The sequence below is a fragment of the Granulicella sp. L60 genome (genome assembly GCF_009765825.1).
In the GTDB taxonomy this organism is placed as follows: Bacteria; Acidobacteriota; Terriglobia; order Terriglobales; family Acidobacteriaceae; genus Edaphobacter.
Genome location: NZ_LMUR01000010.1, coordinates 491,241 through 509,772 on the forward strand (window position 1 = coordinate 491,241; position 18,532 = coordinate 509,772).

General features: G+C 58.0%; 16 protein-coding genes. 9 read left to right on the top strand and 7 right to left on the bottom strand.

The annotated features are described in order from the left end of the window. Positions 1-60 precede the first annotated feature (60 nt). Complete coding sequence (locus GSQ82_RS05250) at positions 61-1,341, top strand: glycoside hydrolase family 27 protein (RefSeq protein WP_216847020.1); 1,281 nt, start codon at positions 61-63, stop codon at positions 1,339-1,341. A 192-nt stretch (positions 1,342-1,533) separates the two neighbouring features. Here GSQ82_RS05250 and GSQ82_RS25575 read toward each other — a convergent pair whose 3' ends face one another. Then, positions 1,534-1,722, bottom strand: a complete 189-nt coding sequence (locus GSQ82_RS25575; RefSeq protein WP_158790944.1) for a hypothetical protein — start codon at positions 1,720-1,722, stop codon at positions 1,534-1,536. 212 nt (positions 1,723-1,934) lie between these two features. Between GSQ82_RS25575 and GSQ82_RS05260 the strand changes: the two genes are divergently transcribed. Further along, positions 1,935-2,126: a hypothetical protein gene (locus tag GSQ82_RS05260; protein ID WP_158790945.1), complete on the top strand. Its 192-nt coding sequence runs from the start codon at positions 1,935-1,937 to the stop codon at positions 2,124-2,126. Between the two features lie 650 nt (positions 2,127-2,776). Here the strand turns inward: GSQ82_RS05260 and GSQ82_RS05265 are convergent. The 3 genes from GSQ82_RS05265 to GSQ82_RS05275 form a co-directional block, all read right to left on the bottom strand. Then, positions 2,777-2,932: a hypothetical protein gene (locus GSQ82_RS05265; RefSeq protein WP_158790946.1), complete on the bottom strand. Its 156-nt coding sequence runs from the start codon at positions 2,930-2,932 to the stop codon at positions 2,777-2,779. Positions 2,933-3,116: 184 nt separating this feature from the next. Further along, entirely contained in the window at positions 3,117-5,783 is a 2,667-nt protein-coding gene (gyrB, locus tag GSQ82_RS05270) for a DNA topoisomerase (ATP-hydrolyzing) subunit B (RefSeq protein ID WP_158790947.1), read from the bottom strand. Positions 5,784-6,080: 297 nt separating this feature from the next. Continuing rightward, complete coding sequence (locus tag GSQ82_RS05275; RefSeq protein WP_158790948.1) at positions 6,081-6,848, bottom strand: hypothetical protein; 768 nt, start codon at positions 6,846-6,848, stop codon at positions 6,081-6,083. A gap of 373 nt (positions 6,849-7,221) precedes the next feature. Here GSQ82_RS05275 and rpmI point away from each other — a divergent pair, with 373 nt between their 5' ends. The 4 genes from rpmI to GSQ82_RS05295 all read left to right on the top strand — a co-directional run bounded on the left by rpmI (position 7,222) and on the right by GSQ82_RS05295 (position 10,495). Next, entirely contained in the window at positions 7,222-7,419 is a 198-nt protein-coding gene (gene rpmI, locus GSQ82_RS05280) for a 50S ribosomal protein L35 (RefSeq protein ID WP_158790949.1), read from the top strand. 267 nt (positions 7,420-7,686) lie between these two features. Next, entirely contained in the window at positions 7,687-8,088 is a 402-nt protein-coding gene (gene rplT / locus GSQ82_RS05285) for a 50S ribosomal protein L20 (protein ID WP_158790950.1), read from the top strand. Positions 8,089-8,195: 107 nt separating this feature from the next. Then, positions 8,196-9,545 (top strand): FAD-binding oxidoreductase, encoded by a 1,350-nt coding sequence (locus tag GSQ82_RS05290; protein ID WP_158790951.1) that lies wholly within the window; start codon positions 8,196-8,198, stop codon positions 9,543-9,545. Positions 9,546-9,733: 188 nt separating this feature from the next. Continuing rightward, a complete protein-coding gene (locus GSQ82_RS05295; RefSeq protein WP_158790952.1) occupies positions 9,734-10,495 on the top strand; it encodes an SDR family oxidoreductase in 762 nt (253 codons plus the stop codon). A gap of 62 nt (positions 10,496-10,557) precedes the next feature. On the opposite strand, the gene GSQ82_RS05300 is transcribed toward GSQ82_RS05295, so the two are convergent. From GSQ82_RS05300 to typA, 3 genes are all read right to left on the bottom strand, one after another. Beyond that, positions 10,558-11,046 (bottom strand): VOC family protein, encoded by a 489-nt coding sequence (locus tag GSQ82_RS05300; RefSeq protein WP_254061438.1) that lies wholly within the window; start codon positions 11,044-11,046, stop codon positions 10,558-10,560. A gap of 217 nt (positions 11,047-11,263) precedes the next feature. Next, complete coding sequence (locus tag GSQ82_RS05305) at positions 11,264-11,908, bottom strand: AhpC/TSA family protein (RefSeq protein WP_158790954.1); 645 nt, start codon at positions 11,906-11,908, stop codon at positions 11,264-11,266. A 689-nt stretch (positions 11,909-12,597) separates the two neighbouring features. After that, positions 12,598-14,433, bottom strand: coding sequence for a translational GTPase TypA (gene typA / locus GSQ82_RS05310; RefSeq protein ID WP_158790955.1), 1,836 nt, complete (start codon positions 14,431-14,433; stop codon positions 12,598-12,600). A gap of 302 nt (positions 14,434-14,735) precedes the next feature. On the opposite strand from typA, the gene GSQ82_RS05315 reads away from it, so the two are divergent. From GSQ82_RS05315 to GSQ82_RS05325, 3 genes are read left to right on the top strand one after another with little or no spacing between them, the layout of a single operon-like run. Then, on the top strand, positions 14,736-16,151 hold the full coding sequence (locus GSQ82_RS05315; protein WP_371417167.1) for a circularly permuted type 2 ATP-grasp protein: 1,416 nt from the start codon (positions 14,736-14,738) through the stop codon (positions 16,149-16,151). A gap of 12 nt (positions 16,152-16,163) precedes the next feature. Beyond that, entirely contained in the window at positions 16,164-17,147 is a 984-nt protein-coding gene (locus tag GSQ82_RS05320; protein ID WP_158790957.1) for an alpha-E domain-containing protein, read from the top strand. Between the two features lie 35 nt (positions 17,148-17,182). Then, complete coding sequence (locus GSQ82_RS05325; protein WP_158790958.1) at positions 17,183-18,181, top strand: transglutaminase family protein; 999 nt, start codon at positions 17,183-17,185, stop codon at positions 18,179-18,181. Positions 18,182-18,532 lie beyond the last annotated feature (351 nt).

Below are 18,532 nucleotides of genomic sequence, written 5' to 3' on the forward strand. Positions count from 1 at the left end.
TCGGCAACTCTAGTGCAGTTGCCCGATCAGTTGTGTAGAGCGCTCTTCTCGAAAGTAGTGATGCTAACCGACGCAAGAGTCGTTAGGCTTTCCAAGCCGGCTTTATCCGGTGGTAGACGATACCGGCAATATTTAGGATATTGGAGATATTTTGTGAATAACCGAGGTTTCCTTGCAGTCTGTCTCTTTTTCTTCCTGCCGGTCGCACACGCGCAAGAGAAGCCCGAGCCACCGCGCACGGCCAATGGTCTTAGCCTGACGCCTCCGATGGGCTGGAATAGCTGGAACAAGTTTGCATGCAATATCAGTGAGGATAAGGTTCGCCAGGCGGCAGACCAGATGGTTTCAAGCGGACTCAAGACCGCCGGCTACGAGTACATCGTCATCGATGACTGTTGGCAAGGGGAGCGCGATGCCGACGGACAAACCACCGCCGATAAGTCCAAGTTTCCGACTGGGATCAAGGCGCTCGCGGATTACGTTCATGCGCGAGGACTGAAGTTCGGAATTTACTCCGATGCCGGTACGAAAACCTGTGGTGGGCGCCCTGGTAGCCGGGGCCATGAGTATCAGGACGCTCTTCAATATGCCGCCTGGGGAGTTGACTACCTGAAGTATGACTGGTGCAACGTGGGCACCCAGGACGCGAAGTCCTCTTACCTGACCATGAGCGACGCACTACGCGCCACGGGCAGGCCAATCGTTTTCAGCATGTGCGAGTGGGGCACGGCGAAGCCCTGGCTCTGGGCCTCGAACGTTGGCAATCTATGGCGGACCACCGGGGACATCTGGGATCACTGGCAGGGGCACAAAACCTACAGCCTCGGAATGATGGACATAGTGGATCTTCAGGTCGGACTTTCCTCCTTCTCAGGACCAGGTCATTGGAACGATCCCGACATGCTCGAGGTCGGCAATGGCGGTATGACAACGGAAGAATACCGCTCCCATTTCAGCCTGTGGGCAGAGCTGGCAGCACCGCTCATGGCGGGAAACGACTTGAGCGCGATGTCTCCGGAGACGAAGGAAATTCTTACCAATGCCGAAGTGATTGCAGTGGACCAAGACGCCCTCGGCAAACAAGGCGACCGTGTCAAGAAGGATGGCGATCTCGAGGTCTGGTCCCGTCCTCTCAAGGATGGCGGCCGAGCTGTCGTCCTACTCAATCGCAGCGAGACATCGAGAAAAGTCGCAGTGTCTTGGGAAGACCTTGGATACCCCCATTCCTTGAAGCTTCACGTTCGTGACCTCTGGCAGCACAAGGATCTGCCGCCAAGCGCCGGGGAATTTGAGACTCCAGTCGCCTCACATGGCGTAGTGATGCTCAGGCTCGGATTCTGATCCGAGACGCAACCAGGACACGATGTCAATCTTTAAAAGCGCGATCTTCGTCGTAGCGATTACCTGCGCCGGATTTACGGCGACAGATCCTTCAGCCACAGCTCAACATGTATCGGCAGATATTGCGTGGGGACGTGCGCAGAGTCTTCAGCACGGGATCGATGCAAGTTTGTGGTTTGCTCAGTCACGCGACTACACGGTTGAGCGCCTTCGTTCCTTCACAACAGAAGACGACATTACCCTCATGGAGAAGCTCGGTTTCGACCATGTCCGTCTGAGCCCGAAGATCTCCGCCCAGAATCTGGCATCCTTGTTGTATTCTTCGTCCCGAGTCTTGGATGCGCGCCATTTCCAGTAAACCAAGAACCATGCCAGCCCCATCGTGAGTTGCGGGAAGAGGTAGTAATGATGGTGAAGACAAACTGGAAGTGCTGCAAAATTCGGGATCTGACAAGCTTGTGTCCATTGTATTTCTTTGAAGTACAGCTTGTTTCGGTGATCATCATCACTCGTCTGCCGGATAGGGACCGAGAACGCTCACCGACGTGGCGTCGAAGTAATCTAGCCATCGGCGACAGAGGCCCCAACCAACCGTGTGGGTTGGTGGGGCTGGGGCTGGAACTGTCTATGCGAGCAATATCGTAGGCAGCACCTATTCCTTTTCGGCAGTCGCCATCGCCGGACAGCTCAACGTCGCCGGACAGACAAACGGCAAGTACGCCATCTTCCTCATAGGCAAGGACTCCACACAGCCCTGGGCCATCTATCTCCTGCAATCGAATTGAGGTGGAGCATGTTCGAACAAGGATTTCTCTTTTCGTTAGGGTTTGCGTCCGGTTTGCTTTGTCTTCTCCTTCCTCTTCGTCGGGACGGTTGTATTGTTTGAGCAATTCCATAAGTTCCTTCAGAAGCCGAAGAAGAGGAACGGAGCGATCGATATTCGCCAATGGCAGCGGCGGGCACCCGCGACGAGAGACGCTGGAGGATTTCCGGCCTGCGGGTTAGTGGTCCGGCGATTTACCAAGAGCAACGAAAAGGGTCGTTTAGGATGGGTGATTTGAAACAGCGAATCGCAAAAGGAGCCGTGTCTGATGCACAAGGAGGAACGCCAACGAAATATCTTCAAGCTGACCGAAGCAATCGACGAGGACAGCAAGGCTGTTTGCAGGGCTTCTGAAGGCGTGTGGGCCGAACAAGGCGTTTGCATTGGAGCAGGCCACTCTGTTCGAAGCACTCATTAGCCGCAGACAAAAACTCCTGGTCCTGCTGGCAGACTTGCGCGGCAGGATCCGACACACCGATAAACTTGAAGTTAATCGTGTTGAGCAATGAGGCGTCTATTTCTCTCGCCTCTGAACAGAACGTGATGGCGAATCCAACCAGGCCATCGAAACGAACTGGGTGTGGAGTGTACGAGTAAGTTGTTCACGGGGACCTATCCTCCAGTCCGCCCGACTGCTTGGGCGTGAACCGCCGTGACGTTCAGGAGTTCCACCGTTCTCGCAGGTAGTGGCGCGGTATTGCAGCCGGAGTTGTCCAGTCCTACGGCATAACCGAACGGATTGCCGGCGGTGAGGGTCACTGCTGGCAATCCGTTCGCTCTGTAGCCACCTTACCAATGCTCACTTCGCGCTATATCTCTGCTATATGCCTTGCCATAGCCTCAGCATTTGTAAACAAGGTGCTTGGCATGCAAACAGCAGCGTCAGCAGCGGGGAACTTACAGCGACCGCCATATTTCAGCTTATGCTTCCAGCTACACCACCACTTGGCGATTAGATATCCAGGTTCTTCACATCCAGCGCATTCTCTTCGATGAACTTCCGTCGGCTCTCCACATCTTCGCCCATCAGAGTTGTAAAGATCTCCTCACAGGCTGCAATGTCTTCGAGCTTCACCTGCAGCAGCGTGCGTCGCTCCGGATCCATCGTCGTGTCCCACAGCTGCGGAGCCGTCATCTCGCCCAGACCCTTGTACCGCTGCACCTGGTACTCTTTGCGTCCCTGTTCGATGACGTATTCAAACACCTCACGCGCCGTGTTCTTCTCCACCGGATCATGCGAAGCCTTGCTCAAACGCTTGCCCGGTTTGGCCTCAGCCGCCGTTCCATGAGCAGCTGCATTCTCAGCCACGCCCTCTTCGGACGCAATCTCTTCAGCCTCTTCCTCAGCAGCAGCAGCCTTGGTCTTGGCCGCATACTCGATCAGAAACGGAGCCACCAGCTGCTCCTTGATCTGTGCATGCTTCGCCAGTAGCTGCCTGCTCTCCGGAGCCGACGCCAGCGTCCAGTCGATCGTCCGCACCGCACCCTGCGCATCGGTGTAGTTCACCGAATAGCTTCTGTGCTCCTCGTCCATCACCACATCGCCAACGTTCTTGAACTGGTAGGTCTTCTGCATGCCCACCAGTCTCTCGCGCATCTGCTCCAGCTTTGCAGGCGACTCAAAGTCCGCGCGCCGCGCCGAGTCCTTACCCTCTTGCGCGAACAACTCCGCAAACGTCCGCGTTACCTGTTCATTGCGTACTCGCTTCTGTACCTTGTCGAAGAAGCCGAGATAGTCGTTCAGCTGCGCCATAAACTTCGTCAGCGCCGCACCCTCAAGCCGCCCGCCGTCCTTGCCATAGTGAATCACCATGCCATCCGACGCCCGCTTCACCATCACGCTTACATACTCGCGATCGTCCTTGATGTACTGCTCGAACTTGCCCTTCTTGATGCGATACAGCGGCGGCTGCGCGATGTATACGTGTCCACGCTTGATCAGCTCCGTCATATGGCGGAAGAAGAACGTCAGCAGCAGCGTACGAATATGCGATCCGTCAACGTCGGCATCGGTCATCAAAATCAGCTTGCCGTAGCGCAGCTTGCTCGCGTCGAAGTCGTCCTTGCCGATGCCGCAACCCAGCGCCGTAATCATGGCGCGGATCTCTTCGTGCCCCAGCATCTTGTCGTAGCGGGCCTTCTCGACGTTGAGAATCTTACCCTTCAGCGGAAGAATCGCCTGGAACTTCCGGTCGCGTCCCTGCTTCGCGGTACCACCTGCAGACTCTCCCTCAACCAAATAAAGCTCGCAACGATCCGGCTGCCGCTCCGAGCAGTCCGCCAGCTTACCCGGCAAACCGCCGCCGTCCAACGCACCCTTGCGCCGTGTCAGGTCTCTCGCCTTACGCGCAGCCTCACGCGCACGCGCAGCGTCAATCGCCTTATTGATAATCTTCTTCGCGACCTGCGGATTCTGTTCCAGGAATGCGCCCAGCCGCTCATTCACGAACGCCTGCACCGTTCCCGCGATATCCGAGTTCAGCTTACCCTTCGTCTGTCCTTCAAACTGCGGTTGACTCAGCTTCACGCTGATCACAACCACCAGACCTTCGCGCACATCGTCGCCGCTCAGATTCTCCTTCACATCCTTGAACAGCCCCAGCGACTGTCCTGCCGCATTGATCGTCCGGGTCAGCGCCGTCTTGAAGCCGGAAAGATGCGTCCCGCCGTCGACCGTGTTGATATTGTTCGCAAACGTAAACACCGTCTCGGAGTAAGCGTCGTTGTACTGCAGCGCAATCTCCATGGCCACGTTATCGCGTTCGGCCTCCATGTAGATCGGCTTGTCGTGCAGCACTGCCTTGCCCTTGTTCAGGTGCTTGATGAACTCCCCGATCCCGCCGATGTACTTGAACTCCTGGTGCTTGCTCTCGCCGGTCTTCGTGTCCGTCGTGCGCTCGTCGGTAAGGTGGATCTCCAGTCCCTTGTTCAGGAAGGCCAACTCACGCAACCGCTGCGCCAGCGTGTCGTAGTTGAACTCCGTCACGGTAAAGATCGACTTGTCCGGAAGAAAGTGAACCTTGGTGCCCTTGCGCTTGCTCGGGCCCATCTTCCGCAGCTTGCTGATCGGCGCGCCCTTGGAATAGTCCTGCTCCCACGCATGCTCGTCGCGCCAGATCTCCACGTCGAACTCCTCGCTCAGCGCATTCACGCAGCTCACGCCTACGCCATGCAGACCGCCCGAGACCTTGTAGTTCGAGGCGTCGAACTTGCCGCCCGCGTGGAGCATCGTCAGTACTACCTGCACCGCAGGCATCCTCTCGCCGTTGATCACCTTGTCGTCGACGGGTATTCCGCGCCCATCATCGACCACCGTAATCGAATTATCCACGTGAATCGTCACATCGATCCGCGTCGCATGCCCGCCCAACGCCTCGTCGACCGAGTTGTCGACAACCTCATAGACCAGGTGGTGCAGACCCTGCTCGCCGGTCGAACCGATATACATCGCCGGACGCAGCCGAACCGCCGCCAACCCTTCGAGTACGGTAATGTTCTCAGCGGAGTAGCCGCTTCCCGGCTTGTGCTCGCCCTTGGGAGCGTCCTTACCCGTCTTGTTGCTTGTGTCCGCGTCAAGCTCCAAAAGAGCGCCTTCGGTGGGGATTGCAGTCGATGCCATGTATCTCCATTCAGCGGTTGCTGATTTGCCTGGATCTCAGTCGCTCACCTGCGCGTCGCACTTTGCGAAAACCCGCGCTATTCCAGCGCTTTACGCATAGTCTGACATGTCGATCCGTCTTCTAAGTATACCACCTTCGGGGGCAAAATTACTCCCCGGAGCACCCACCGGAGTACCCGCGCGCACCCACCCGGACACCCCTCTCCTCGGCCCTCTTGGAGGCATAAAACGCCGCCGCTGGCACCAGGTACATACCCGGCAGCTATCAGGCTGATATCAATCGAAACCCAGCCAACCCTACTTGCTCGCGACTCCGCCAATCGGCGTAACCGTCAGCTTTCCGCCCGTCACCATGTAATACGACTTCCCATCCGTATACACACCATCATGCGGATTTGCCGCCGTCGGTGCAGCCGCCGGGCTGATCATCTTCACCTTGGCATAGGCTGCCTGACTCCCGGCCGCCGTCCCCGTGTATCCCAGCATGTAGTCGCCGTCCGGCATCAGCGTAAACGTCGGCGCATCGGCGCTCGCCATCTCCGTCTTTGCCGCAGGCGGCGTTGGAGCCTTGCCGTTAGCAGCCACGCCGGTTCCCGCAGCCGCCGGTTTTGCCGGTTGGCAGGGAGCCTTGCTGGTAGTCCCGGACGAGTTGGCCGCGCCCGCCACCTGGGTCAGCTTTGCCGTAGTCGTATTCGTAGCGGTCGCCGTCGTGGTTGTAGCAGGCTTCGCCGGAGTGGTCGTACTCGGCGGCTTGGGCTTCTTCCAGCCGGACAGCATGGTGTTGAACTTCTGCTCCGCCGTATTAAGCTGCGTTCCGGCGTTCGCAAGCGTCGTCGTGTCCTTGCTCACCGTTGTAGCCGCTCCGCTCACCGAGTTCGTGGCCTGCGTCACCGCATCCGTCGAGCACGGTGCCGGAGCCGCGGCTGGCGTTGGAGCTGCAGCCGCCGCAGCCTGACCCAGCAAAGCTATCGGAGCAACCGCCAGAACGGAGCCGACCAAAACAACCAAACAGATCTTCGGTGTATCCATGATGTCTCCCTGATCGCGTATGAAGCGGATCGTCATGAAACTTGTTCATGAAACCTGATCGCGTGGAATAGGGGCCCGTTACGTCAATGGAATGAATATCTTGCGATAAATGATGCTCTGCCGTGGGAGGTTGTAAGGAAGGAGCGTAAGAAAAAACGCTCAACTAGGCCCGAAACTCACTCAGGAATCGCACGCCGTCAAAGTAGAGATCGGGAGGGTTATCTACTCAGGCGACAACAAATCCAATGTTCGCATTACGCATCCGCACCCCCCGCTTTGTCAACAGTAAAGATGTTAAAAATCGACATTTCCCCAGCAAATAGCCGAATCTATCGAATTTCAAGGCTCCGGCAACAAAATCGTATATACTCAGTAAGTTGTCCAGAACACTGTTTTCGTCAGGAACACCATGCCAAAGTTGAAGACCCACAGCGGCGCAGCCAAGCGCTTTCACAAGACCGGCACCGGCAAGTTCAAGCGTGGCCAGTCCAAGATGCGCCATATCCTCACCTCCAAGGCCACCAAGACCAAGCGTAAGCTCGGCGGTTCGGCGCTCATCTCGGATGCGGATCATCACAAGGTTGCCCGGATGCTTCCTTACGCCTAAGACGAAAGACAATAAAACGTCTTCAGTCTTAGATAGCAGGGAAGTAAGTCATTCAAGTCGAGCCGCTTAAAAAGCAAAGGGCCAGCAAAGCGTTCCGGCCCCTGGAACCGCGTTAGCGATTCCACCGAGACTTGAAGTTGCATAGCGAGTGAAGAGGCCACCATCGTCGTTCTCACAAGACTCTTTCAGACACCAATTTCTGACTGAGGCGAGAATGCGACCCTTACCTCCAGCCGCTTAAACGATGTACGCAAAAGGAGAGTCACGATGCCCCGTGTAAAACGGAGTACAAAACGTAGCGACCGACGCAAAAAGATCCTCAAGCGCGCCAGTGGTTACTTCCTCACCAAGTCCAAGCTCTATCAGGCGGCTCAGGAAGCCGTCGAGCGCGGACTCATGTTCGCCTACACCGGCCGCAAGCAGAAAAAGCGCCAGTACCGCGCCCTCTGGATCGTCCGTATCAACGCAGCCTGCCGCATCAACGGCATGAGCTACTCCACCTTCATCAATGGCCTCAAGCTCGCCGGCAATCCGCTCGATCGCAAGATCCTCGCTGATATCGCCGCCAACGACGCCGCTGGCTTCGCTGCTCTCACCGTTCAGGCCAAAGGCGCCCTCATGACCGCCGCCGACCAGCACGCTGCGAACCGTGTCACCGCCGCTGCGTAACGCATAAGAAACGCAGAAATATATCTGCTGTTCATAAAAGAGGCACGGCAACCGCCGTGCCTCTTTCTTTTGCATCGAACTCCCACAGAACCAAGTATCCTGTATCTATGGCCGACCCTATCGTCACCGAGGAAGCTACCTCAAACCCGCCGGCTTTCCAATCCTGGGGCCGCTACCCCAAACACAACGCCACCATCGTCCCTCTCAACTGGCAGAGCGACTTCCCCCGTGTCGCCGAGGGCCTGCACAACGGCGCCCTCCCCGTCGGCATGGGCCGCAGCTACGGCGACGTCTGTCTCCTAGAAGGCGGCAACCTCCTCCTCACCACCGGCATGAATCGCCTCATCGACTTCAATCCCGAGACCGGCGTCCTCACCGCAGAGTCGGGCATCACCCTCGCCCAGATCCTCGACTTCGCCGTCCCCCGCGGCTTCTTCCTCCCCGTCACCCCGGGCACAAAGTACGTCACCCTCGGCGGCGCCATCGCCAACGACATCCACGGCAAAAACCACGAGGTCGCCGGTTCCTTCGGCTGCCACGTCCCCTGCTTCGAGCTTGTCCGCTCCGACGGTACCCGCCGCCTCTGCTCCGCCACCGAAAACCCCGACTGGTTCGCCGCTACCATCGGCGGCATGGGTCTCACCGGCCTCATCACCTGGGCCCAGCTCCGCCTCAAGCCCATCGTCTCCCGCCTCATCGACTACGAGGGCATCCAGTTCCACGGCATCGACGAGTTCCTCGAACTCAAGCAGAAGTACCAGCACGTCGAATACACCGTCAGCTGGGTCGACTGCGTCTCCACCGGCAAAAACTTCGCCCGCGGCGTCTTCATGGCCGGTGACCACTCCAAAACCCCCGGCCCCCTGACCCAGACTCCCGAGCCCAAGCTCGCCCTCCCCTTCGACCTTCCCGGCTTCCTACTCAACAGCACCACCGTCTCCATGTTCAACACCGTCTTCTTCCACAAGCAGATGAAGCCTCACGTCAAAACCCTCCAGGACTACGAGCCCTTCTTCTATCCGCTCGACAAGGTCCTCCACTGGAACCGCGGCTACGGCAAAAACGGTCTCCTCCAGTTTCAGTACGCCATCCCCTGGGAGCACGCCAAAGAAGGCACCATCGCGATCCTCCACGAGATCGCCAAGTCCGGTCTCGCCAGCTTCCTCGCCGTCCTCAAGGCCTTCGGCGACATTCCCTCCCTCGGCATGATGAGCTTCCCCCAGGCCGGCATCATGTTCGCCCTCGACTTTCCCATCAAAGCCGGCATCAGCTTCCCCCTCATGGAGCGCCTCGGCGACATGACCCGCGACTTCGGCGGCCGCCTCTACCCCGCCAAAGACGCCGCCATGACCGCCTCCCAGTTCCAGACCTTCTATCCCCAATGGCAGAACTTCGCCCGCTACCGCGACCCCATGCTCACCTCCAGCTTCTGGGAGCGCGTCACCCAAAACGCTTGACCCGCATCACCCTTTCCTTTTGTCACTCCCGAAGGGAATCTGCGTTAGCCATTGTCGTTGCCCGTTCTTCTGGTTGGCATTCCGCAGCGCAGCGAAGGAATCTGCTGTCGCTCTCGTTTGTCTCAAGTCGTTACTGTTACCCGGCACAATCGCCGTCAAAAGTTCCTTAGACTGGACACAATAGACATATGAGCCCCACCCCAAACAGCACCCCCAAGAAGATCCTCGTCCTCGGCGCCACCTCCGGCATTGCCGAAGCCACCTGCCGCATCTGGGCCTCGCAAGGCGCAAGCCTCTTCCTCGTCGGCCGCAACGCCGAAAAACTCGCCGCTGTCGCCCAGGATCTCAAGACCCGCGGCGCCACCTACGTCGAAACCGCCGTCGCCGACCTCGACGACACCGAGAAGCACCCCGAGCTCCTCGCCCACGCCATCAACTCCCTCACCGGCATGGACGTCGCCTACCTCGCCCACGGCATCCTCGGCGACCAGGCCGAAGCAGAGCGCGACTTCAACACAGCCGCCCAGATCCTCCACACCAACTTCGTCGCCCCCGTCTCGCTCCTCACCTGGCTCGCCAACTACTGCGTCCAGCGCCAGCTCGGAACCCTCGCCGTCATCTCCTCGGTCGCCGGAGACCGCGGACGCAAATCCAACTACGTCTACGGCTCTTCCAAGGCCGGCCTCTCCGCCTTCCTCGGCGGCCTGCGCAACCGCATCGACCGCGAAGGCGTCACCGTCCTCAGCATCAAGCCCGGCCCCACCCGCACCGCCATGACCGCTGGCATGCCCAAGAGCGAAAAGTTCGCCGACCCCAACGCCGTCGCCGAATCCATCGTCAAAGCCATCGCCGCCAAAAAGGACTCGCTCTACGTCCCCTTCCAGTGGCAGCCCATCATGTTCATCATCCGCAACATCCCCGAGCGCGTCTTCAAAAAACTCAACCTCTGATCCCGGCTGCTGTCAGTTCCGAAGAGAATCTGCGTCTGCCGTTGCATCTGTTTTTCTAGTCGTCACTTCATGGCAGCCGTATTCGGCGGCTGCCACAGCTCGATCGGATTGCCTTCCGGATCATGAGTGCGTGCAAAGCGACCGTATGGATAGGTCGTGGGGTCCACCTTCACTGCGATACCCGCTGCTTCAAGCTGTGCGGCCATCTTATCCAGATCGCCCACGCGAAAGTTGATCATCCACTGCTTCGTCTCGTCGCCAAAGTAATTGGTCTTCTCAGAAAAGGGTGTAAAACTCGTCGGTCCGGCTTGCTGATTCCACACCGGATCATCTTTGCTCTGCGGAGTGACGAAGACGCCAAGGTGGTCCTGATACCACTGCGCCAACATCTTGGGATCGTGCGCGCGAAAGAATATGCCGCCGATACCAGTCACCTTTTCCTTCGGCAGAGAGTTCGCGCCGGGCGTCGGCTCTCCGATCGCAAAAGACCCCGGCAGCAGTGCCGATCCCGCAGCAGCGGTGAGTACCCCAAGCACTTCACGGCGTTGCATCTTCATCACTCCTCCATGTTTGCCTAAATATAGTTTGCCCAAATGTACTGTCGCGACCCTTTGCCGTGCAACAGGTATGGCTGACTAAGAGCGGCTTCGGGAGACGCCGGTGAGACGAACAACACGAAAACAGCAATCAGTCGATGGCCTAGGGAATGACAAACGCCCTGTGCCTACCGATAGCAACGACATCAGGGTCGATGCCTCCTAACCAGCCTCAGCCCACCAGCTTCAAATAGTCCGGCTCATCCGCAATCGTGCGATAGCGGAACTGCCGCACAATCGTCGTCCCCTTCAAAAAGAAGATCCCTGGCATCTGATGCCCATCCTCCACAATCTTCCCAATCCCATGCCGGAAGAGCGCACCCTTCAACCACCCCACCCACACCTTCGGCAGCAACAGGCTCAACGCAGGATGCACCCTCCCCAACGCGAACTCAGGCCGCTTGTAGATCGTCGCCTCCGGATCGCTGACCCTCTCCACATCCCCGATCCCGTAGTACTCAAAGAACGGCCTCGCCCGCTCTGGCGTGCCCAGATGAACAAACACCGGACGCACCCCGCGACGATCCAGCTCACCCCGAAGATCCGCCACATCGCTGATCGCCTGACGGCAAAACGAGCAACCAAAGTGCCTCAGAAACACCAGCAACACCGGCGAAGCCTCCGCCAACTCCAGCAGCGTAGCGCCCGACTCCGTACGAATCGAGCCAAACGCCCTCGCTGTCTCCTCCGCGGAACTCTCGCCTGCGCCAACCATAGCCACACCCACCACCCTCATACTCTGAGCCGTCACGATCATACTGCCACACCAACTGCTTAACCCTTCGTTTGTCATCCCCGATGGATCTGCCGTTGCCATCGCTCTTATCCTTGCCTGTACTTTTGTTTGTTATCCCATAGTGATCTGCGGTTGTTGTTGCCGTTGCAGTTGCTTGCCCTTTGTTTGTCATCCCGAGGGGATCTGCTTTTATCTTTGCTGTTGTTCTTGCTGTTGCCTTTGTCTTTGCCGCTGCATCTGGGATAGAGCGAGGCTTCAGCCTCGCTCTATCCCAGCGTCGCAAAGCGACCTCCACTCTGTCGAAGACGGGGTCCCCAACGAGCGTTCTTTGCTCGATGGGGTGTAACGCCGGAGCGAAAGGCGAAGCCGAAGCGACTAAATATTGCCTTTGCTTTTGCCGTTGTCTGTCTTCACCAAACCACCCAAACCTCCAAAGACCCTGTCAACCCCCAAACCATCCAAAACCCGCACCAACCGCGAATATTCGCATGACGTACTAGTTATCCCCCAACCGCTATACTGGATACAGAGCATAAAAAAGCCCCGACAAAAGTCGGGGCTTTTCCATTTCCACGCTAACCCATTTAGAAAGAAATATTTACCCGTAACCCACATGAAATGAATATTTTGCAAGGAGCTAAAATTGCAAATCCATGAAAAGGAGTCACTTAGCCATACCCACCCCCCAGGGGGTGGGGTACCCCCCCAAAAAAAACGGCCAGACCACGCCATAGGCAGGGTCCAGCCGTTTCAACCTAGATAAGAAGAAACTACTCGTTACTCGAACCCTTACGTGGCCTGCGATTCGCCTGAAGCACCTTCTTGCGCATACGCAGCGACTTCGGCGTCACCTCAACCAGTTCGTCGTCCGCGATGAACTCGATGCACTGCTCAAGCGTAAGCGGCTTGAACGGAACCAGGCGAACCGCGTCGTCCGAACCAGAGGCACGCATGTTCGAAAGCTTCTTCTCGCGCACGCAGTTTACGTCGAGGTCGTTGTCCCGGCTGTGTTCGCCGACGATCATGCCCTCGTACACCTCAACGCCGTCGCCAACGAACAGAACGCCGCGATCCTGCAAGCCTTCAAGCGCATACGCCGTCGTCGAACCCTGACGATCGGAGATCAGCGCGCCCGACTGACGCTGCGGAATCTCGCCCTGGTAGGCGATATAGCCGTCCAGAATCGAGTTCATGATGATCGTGCCGCGGGTCTCGGTCAACATCTCCGACCGCAGACCGATCAGGCCTCGGCTCGGGATGCGGAACTCCATCCGGACGCGGCCTGAGCCGTGGTTGATCATCTTCGTCATCTCGCCCTTTCTCGGCCCGAGACGCTCGATCACGGTGCCGACAAAGTTCTCCGGCACGTCGATGGAGAGATGTTCGACCGGCTCGACCAGCTCGTCGTTCACGCGCTTGGTGACGATCTCAGGACGGCTGGCCATCATCTCGAAGCCTTCGCGACGCATCATCTCGATGAGGATGCCAAGCTGAAGTTCGCCGCGTCCAAGCACCTTGAACGAGTCCGGCGAGCCCGTGTCCTGCATCTTCAGCGAGACGTTGGTGAGCAGCTCTTTCTCCAGGCGGTCGCGCAGGTTCCGCGAGGTAACGAACTTGCCCTCACGTCCGGCGAACGGCGAGTTGTTGACGTTGAACTGGATCGCAATCGTAGGCTCGTCGATGATGATCTGCGGCAACGGCTGCGGATTCTCGATGTCGCAGAAGCTCTCGCCGATGAAGATGCCCGGGATTCCGGCGATCGCAACGATGTCGCCCACCTGGGTCTCTTCGATGTCGGTCCGCTTCAGCCCCGAGAAGCTGAACAGCTTCGTGATCTTGTGCTTGGTAAACGTGCCGTCGATCTTGGCGACCGAGTACTCCTGGCCCGTGCGCATGGTGCCGTTGAAGACGCGGCCAATCGCAAGACGTCCGAGGTAGTCGGAGTAGTCGAGGTTCGTCACCAGGATCTGAACCGTGCCCTCGGGATCGCCCTTCGAGACCGGAATGGTCTGAACGATCTGCTCAAACAGAGGCTGCAGGTCGGTTCCCGGAGTGTTCAGGTCCTTGGTAGCCGTGCCCAGCTTGCCGTTCGTATAAAGCACGGGAAAGTCCAGCACGGACTCGTCGGCATCCAGGTCGATGAACAGGTCATAGACCTCGTTCAAGACCTCCTGGGGCCGAGCGTCCGGACGGTCGATCTTGTTGATGACCACCATCGGCGTCAGTCCGGCCTCGAGCGCCTTCGAGAGCACATAGCGCGTCTGAGGCAGCGGGCCCTCCGAGGCATCGACCAGCAGCACCACGCCGTCGACCATCTTCAGCGCGCGCTCCACCTCGCCGCCGAAGTCGGCGTGGCCAGGGGTGTCGACGATGTTGATCTTGTTGTCGTGATAGTAAAGTGCGGTATTCTTCGCGAGAATCGTGATGCCGCGCTCTTTTTCAAGATCGTTCGAGTCCATGACCCGGTCGGTAACTGCCTCGTTCGAGCGGAACGTGCCGCTCTGGCGCAGCATGGCATCGACCAGAGTCGTCTTGCCATGGTCGACGTGGGCGATGATGGCGATGTTGAAGATTGGCGTAACGGCTACTGCGGTTGAGTTGCTCACTGCGTTGTATGTCCTGTCTGTGCGCTTGAATGTGGATTTTCGGGGAAAATGCGCGTCCCTTCTAGTTTATCCTAGTTACGGTCATACAGTCTCTGGAAGTTTGCTCCAACCAACAAGATCCGGTAAATGACCGCACATCTTCCATCCCACACCATCTGGTTTCATCTGGTTGAAAAGAATAGAAATCGAGCCATAAAAGCATTGGTTGTACTTTGTGACCTTCGACCATCCCGCTATACTCAAGGCTCCCAATGCATCCAGCCCAGTCATTCCAGTTCGAGCAAGCGGCGCTGAAGAACTATCTGCTGGATCACGCCTACGATGAGATGTTCTCAGGTCCCGGCAATCTGCACCCGCACTATGAGCCTCTGCTGGAACACTTCGCCGCGCTTCCCTCCGACGAGTTGCAGCGCCGCAAACAGGCAGCCGATCTCAGCTTCCTCAATCAAGGCATCACCTTCACCGTCTACGGCCGCGAAGAAGGCACCGAGAAGATCTTTCCGTACGATCTGATCCCTCGCATCGTCACCGCAGCCGAATGGGCAACGGTCGAGCACGGACTCACCCAGCGCATCACCGCTCTCAACCTCTTCCTCAAGGACATCTACAACGAAGGCCGCATTCTCGACGACGGAATCGTTCCCCGCGAGGTCGTCTACAGCTGCAGGCACTATCGCCGCCAGATGGCCGGACTTCAGGTTCCACGCAACGTGTACATCGCAGTCTGCGGCACCGATCTCATCCGGCTCGAGAATGGTGAGTTCGTCGTGCTGGAAGACAACCTGCGCGTTCCCAGCGGCGTAAGCTACATGCTCACCAACCGCCGCGTCATGAAGCGCATCTTCCCGCAGCTCTTCCGCAGCTACAACGTGCGGCCCATCGAGCAATACACCCAGCTTCTTCTCGGTACTCTGCGTTCACTCGCTCCCGAAGGCAGGCCAGAGCCGAACATCGTTCTCCTCTCACCCGGAGTCTTCAACTCCGCCTACTTCGAACACGCCTATCTCGCTCGCCAGATGGGTATCGAGCTCGTAGAAGGTCGTGATCTCGTCACCCACGACAACGTCGTCTACATGCGCACCACTAACGGTCTCCGCCGCGTCGATGTCATCTACCGCCGCGTTGACGACGACTTCATCGATCCTCTTGCTTTCCGCGGCGACTCGATCCTCGGTGTCGCAGGCCTGTTCAACGCCTATCGTGCTGGCAACGTAACGCTTGCCAACGCCTTCGGAACAGGTGTCGCAGATGATAAGGCGCTCTATGCTTACGTTCCCGACATCATCCGTTATTACCTCAGCGAAGAGCCTGTCCTGAAGAACGTGGAGACGTTTCTTCTCACTCGTCCGAAGGAACGTCAGCACGTCCTGCAGAACCTCGACAAGCTTGTCGTCAAGGCTGTGGGCGAGAGCGGAGGCTACGGAATGCTCATCGGTCCGCAGTCAACCAAGGCGCAGCAGGATGAGTTTGCGCGCAAGATCGAAGCTGATCCGCGTAACTACATCGCGCAGCCGACGATCTCCTTCTCCCGCGCGCCATGCCTGATTGGAGATGAGTTGGAGCCTCGCCATGTGGACTTGCGTCCTTACGTTCTCTATGGCGACAAGGTGACGATTGTGCCTGGCGGTCTGACGCGAGTTGCGCTGAACCGCGGCTCGTTGGTGGTCAACTCGTCGCAGGGCGGCGGAAGTAAAGATACCTGGGTGCTGAGCCAGTGAAGGGAGATACCGATGCTTTCACGTGTTGCCGATAGTCTGTACTGGATGAGCCGGTATCTTGAACGCGCCGAGCATACGACGCGTCTTCTGGATGTGAATTTGAACCTTATGCTGGATGAGGGGCCGACGAGTGCGGAACGGCGTTGGCAGCGCGTGCTGCAGGCGCTTGGCAGGCCGAAGGACATTGAGTGGGCCGGCGATCCGTATGCTCTGACTCAGTCGCTGATCTTCGAGACGGGCAACAAGGCGTCGATTCTCTCCTGCATCATCTCGGCGCGTGAGAACTCTCGGCATGTGCGCGAACAAATTTCGACGGAGCAGTGGCACCGGCTGAATAGCCTGTATCTGCAGGTCACGGGACCGGAGATGCAGAATCATCGGCAAGGTGCACTGGTGTCGGGCATGGCGCAGCCTACGGAGTTTCTCCAGTCGGTGATGGAGGCTGTCCATCAGTTCCAGGGTGTTACGGACTCGACGATGAACCATGGCGAGGGTTGGCAGTTCATCCAGGTCGGGCGATACATCGAGCGGGCTTCGGCTACGGCGTTGCTGCTGGAGGCTTACCATGTGGATCTGTGGGAGCATCCGGAGCGCATCGCTGAGGGGAATGAGTATCTCGACTGGATGGGTCTGCTTCGCTCGGCGACTGCGTTTGAGGCTTACTGCAAGGTCTATACGGCGGACCTGACGCCGGATCGGATCTTCGAGTTCCTTCTGCTGGACGAGGAGTTTCCGCATTCGGTGCGGTTCTCGATCGACAGTCTGCAGTGTGCGCTCGAGAAGATTCAGGGCGACAGCGGCAAGTATCGGGCGGAGGCACTGCGGCGTCTTGGTGGACGTTTGCAGGCGTCGCTGAACTACAGTTCGGTGGATGAGATTTTGAATCAGGACGTGGTGGGGTATCTCAAGAGTATTCAGGCTCAGTGCCGCTCGATCCATGAGACTATCTACGAACTTTACGTCGACTATTCGATCCAGGCTGCATTGGCCGGGTAACTGTCGTTGTAACGAACCGTTTGGGAGGGCCAGCCATGTACTATTCGATTCGCCATCTGACGAAGTTCCTGTACAGCAACTCGGTAAGCGAGAGCATGATGGAGACGCGGATGCATCCGCGCAGCGATCAGAACCAGCGCTGTCTTACCTTTCATCTCTCCGTCAGTCCGCGATGTCGCGTGTTCAGCTACCGCGACCATCTGGCCAACCACGTTCACCACTTCGACATTCCGGGGCAGCATGGACAGCTGGTGATCGTGGCGGAGTCGCTGGTGGAGGTGCAGCCGTCGGCACAGATTCCGGCCTTTCTGGCGCCGGATGCCTGGGCGGACCTGGATGCGATGGTCGAACAGGGCGACTACTGGGAGATGCTGCTGCCGAGCGAGTTTGCCACGCCGACACCGGCGCTGGATAGTCTAGCGGCGCATCTGGACGTTCGCCGCAGAGACGATCCGCTGATGGTGCTGCATCACCTGAATCAGCAGATCTACGAGTACTTCGACTACAGACCGAAGTCCACCAAGGTGGACTCGCCTATCGATTTGGCACTGAGCACACACGCGGGGGTGTGCCAGGACTTTGCGCACGTGATGATCACGCTGGTGCGGACGAAGCTGCGGATTCCGTGCCGCTATGTGAGCGGATACCTGTTCCACGGTGAGAGCGACATGGACCGGTCGGTCAGTTCGGCGACGCATGCGTGGATCGAGGCACTGATTCCGCACCTTGGCTGGGTGGGCTTCGATCCTACGAACTGGCTGGTGGCCGGGGATCGCCATATCCGTACGGCGATTGGGCGTGACTACTCCGATGTGCCGCCGACGCATGGCATCTTTCGCGGCCGGGCGAACAGCGAGCTGACGGTTGCGGTGCGTGTGACGCCTAGTTTGGGGACGCCGTCGCTCGATCAGGAGCTGCCGGTGCCGGAGGATTGGTCGATCCTAGTGGAGAAGGCGACGCAGTTGCCGGAGCAGCCTCCGCCGCCTACGCGGCAGCAGCAGATGGCTCAGCAGCAGCAGGACGTTAACGATTAGGCTGGTCTGGTGGGTACCCCTCCCCCTGGGGGTGGGTGTAGCTAAGCTATCCCTTTTGTTGGACTTGCGATTTTTGCTCCTTGTAAAATATTCATTCTATGCGGGTTGCGGGTAAATATTTCTTTCTAAACGGGTTAGGTGGTTAATAGGGAAAGCCCCGACTTTGTCGGGGCTTTTTTATGCTCTGTATTCAGTATAGCGGTTGGGGGATAACTAGTACGTCACGTGTATGTCCGCGTTTGGCGCGGGTTTTGGTGGGTTTGGGGGTTGACAGGGTTTTGGGAGGTTTGGGTGGTTTGGTGAAGACAGACAACGGCAAAAGCAAAGGCAATATTTAGTCGCTTCGGCTTC